Source organism: Psychrobacter sp. A3 (genome assembly GCF_028823565.1).
In the GTDB taxonomy this organism is placed as follows: domain Bacteria; phylum Pseudomonadota; class Gammaproteobacteria; order Pseudomonadales; family Moraxellaceae; genus Psychrobacter; species Psychrobacter celer.
On the sequence record NZ_JAPEHS010000143.1, the window covers coordinates 1 to 2,807 of the forward strand.

Genomic DNA, 2,807 nt, shown 5'->3' on the forward strand with positions numbered 1-2,807 from the left:
TTTTGATCTATAATTTAGCAATCAAAACCGACCCGCCTCATGCGCGCCGGCTCAGTTACAAAAGACTAGTGGCGGAAATGACGCATACCTGTGAACACCATGGCGATACCATGCTCATTGGCCGCTGCGATGGTTTCGTCATCGCGCATCGAGCCACCCGGCTGAATGATAGCAGAGATGCCGACATCCGCTGCATTATCGATGCCATCACGGAATGGGAAGAAGGCATCTGAGGCCATAACCGCGCCTTCGGTGGCAAGTCCTGCGTGTTCAGCTTTGATGGCGGCGATACGGGCTGAGTTGACACGGCTCATTTGACCGGCACCAACACCGATGGTGCGCTGAGCTTTGGCATAGACGATGGCGTTTGATTTGACATATTTTGCGACGTTCCAGCTAAATAGCAAGTCTGCAATCTGCGCCTCTGTAGGCTGTACATCGGTGACAATTTTTAGATCATTGGCAGTGATTAAGCCAAGGTCTTGTTCTTGTACGAGTAGGCCACCATTGACGCGCTTATAATCAAGCTGAGCGTCGCGTTGGTCTGGTGCTGGCAGCTCGCCGCATACCAAGACGCGGACGTTTTTCTTGCTGGCTGTGATATCGAGGACGCCTTCTTCGATACTTGGTGCGATGATGACTTCGACGAACTGATTATCAATGATGGCTTTAGCCGCGGCTAGCGTCAAGGGACGGTTAAAGGCAATGATGCCACCAAAAGAAGACTCAGGGTCGGTACTAAAAGCCGTTTGGTATGCAGCAACTTGGTCTTGATCCACAGCCACGCCGCAAGGGTTGGCGTGTTTGACGATCACACAAGCAGGCGCGCTAAAGGCTTTGACACACTCCAGTGCGGCATCTGTATCGGCGATGTTATTATACGACAGCGCTTTGCCTTGCAATTGTGTGGCGGTCGCGATAGAGGCTTGCTGGCTCTTTAATGGGTGGTTTTCGACATAAAAAGCGGCGTTTTGATGCGGGTTTTCACCATAACGTAAGTCTTGTGCTTTTTCGAGCTGCACGTTAAAGGTGCGTGGGAAGTTTTCTGGCTCCTGCGTGGCGCTGAGGCGGCTGCCCAAGAAGTTGGCAATCATACCGTCATACTGGGCAGTATGCTCAAAAGCTTTGACCGCTAAGTCATAACGCAGCGCCGAAGTCAGCTCAGTGCTGTCACCGAGAGCGGTAAGGACGCGCTCATAGTCAGCAGGGTCCGTGACGATACCGACATGGGCATGGTTTTTTGCTGCTGCCCGTACCATAGTAGGGCCGCCGATATCGATGTTTTCGATAGCATCAGCCATGGTCACATCGGCGCGCGCGATGGTTTGCGCAAATGGATATAAGTTTACCACCACCAGATCAATACGCTCGATTTGATGGTCACTCATGACGCCATCATCAGTCCCGCGGCGACCTAAGATACCGCCATGGATTTTAGGATGTAGTGTCTTGACGCGGCCGTCCATCATCTCAGGAAAGCCAGTATAGTCTGAGACCTCGGTTACAGCGACGTTATTTTCGGTGAGTAGCCGATACGTACCGCCAGTAGATAACAAACCAAAGCCTGCCTTGATGAGACCTTGAGCAAATTCAACGATATTGGATTTATCAGAGACTGATAATAAGGCGAGTGGGGTTGTACTCATAAAAAAACTTCCATAAAAAAAGCCCGACATCAACGTCTGGCAAGGTGATAACGACGATGGTGGCAGATAACCTCAAAAAAACTGAGATCATCACCGCTCAATTGCCCTGCATAATGATTGTCAATCAAAATAGATAGGCGCATATAGCTGATGCTACATTAAGTCATAAGTTTTGAGTTTTTTGCGTAGTGTACCGCGATTTAGCCCGAGGATTTGGGCGCATTTGGTTTGATTGCCGCGCGTTTGTTCGAGGACGACCGACAGTAGCGGTTCTTCAACTTGTCTTAAAATTAGCTCGTATAAGTCGGTTGGCACCTCATCACCTAACAAGGCAAAGTACTGGCGCACCACACGCTCAACATGTACACGCAGTGGCTCATGAGCAGTGTTGGTATGGGGTTTGGAGTAGTCGGCAGGATGCTCAGAGCTGGTAGCAAAATGGTGGGCATTATGCTGTGCATGAGGTGCCATAAGATAAAGTCCTTGGGTTAGAGAAAATCAAACCATCAGATATCAGGGTATTATATCAAATTAATGGCCTTTGGCGCTGATAGATTCGAGGTTATATCCGATACCCAGTTATCAAATACATGATCATCAAGTCGCTCAATGAAGCGTTATTTTTTGTAGTATCTGTCAGCGTAGCTAAAACATACCTTAACCATTTGATAAACACAGGCCTTAATACAAAGGCGTTATCTGAACGTCGCGAATCTGAGTATTGGCCACAGGGATGGTAAACAATAACTGCTGCTGACTATTGGCGGCGAGTTGTTTTTGCTTGCTTAATAAATAATCTGCTGGCGCTGCGATAAACTCACCAATTATAGTATCTTTGCCGTACACACTGACCTTTACGCTCGGATAGAGCTGCGCTTTGGTGCTTTGATTATAAAGGGCGGCGCTGACATCGCTAAACGCGCCTGTAGTGTTGATACGGCTTTTTTGGTGAGTAATGTGACTAATGCTCAATGCTGTTAGGTCCGCACTAGGCAAGCTACAAACGGCAACAGAGCAGATGCGGTGTAGGCGCTCGGCGTGGGCAGGGTCTTTGACCAAGGTGTCTATATTAAAGATGACATATTGCGCCAATAAGAGCAGCGCCAATACCAAGCAACCAAGGGTCCATAGTAATGATGCCACTGAGCGCCGCGCAGGCGT

3 protein-coding genes are annotated in these 2,807 nt (G+C 49.0%); all 3 read right to left on the reverse strand.

Translation table 11 applies throughout. The annotated features are described in order from the left end of the window. Nucleotides 1–65: 65 nt before the first annotated feature. Nucleotides 66–1,646, reverse strand: a complete 1,581-nt coding sequence (purH, locus tag NK638_RS12130; RefSeq protein WP_198336963.1) for a bifunctional phosphoribosylaminoimidazolecarboxamide formyltransferase/IMP cyclohydrolase — start codon at nt 1,644–1,646, stop codon at nt 66–68. Nucleotides 1,647–1,799: 153 nt separating this feature from the next. After that, a complete protein-coding gene (gene fis, locus NK638_RS12135; protein WP_274633213.1) occupies nt 1,800–2,117 on the reverse strand; it encodes a DNA-binding transcriptional regulator Fis in 318 nt (105 codons plus the stop codon). A gap of 210 nt (nt 2,118–2,327) precedes the next feature. Continuing rightward, a partial coding sequence (locus NK638_RS12140) for a DUF3426 domain-containing protein (RefSeq protein WP_274633214.1) occupies nt 2,328–2,807 on the reverse strand: 480 nt, incomplete at its 5' end.

What these genes read in the sequence shown, in the direction of transcription:
- purH (WP_198336963.1), bottom strand. Translation starts at nt 1,646, where the DNA reads ATGAGTACAACCCCACTCGCCTTATTATCAGTCTCTGATAAATCCAAT.
- fis (WP_274633213.1), bottom strand. Translation starts at nt 2,117, where the DNA reads ATGGCACCTCATGCACAGCATAATGCCCACCATTTTGCTACCAGCTCT.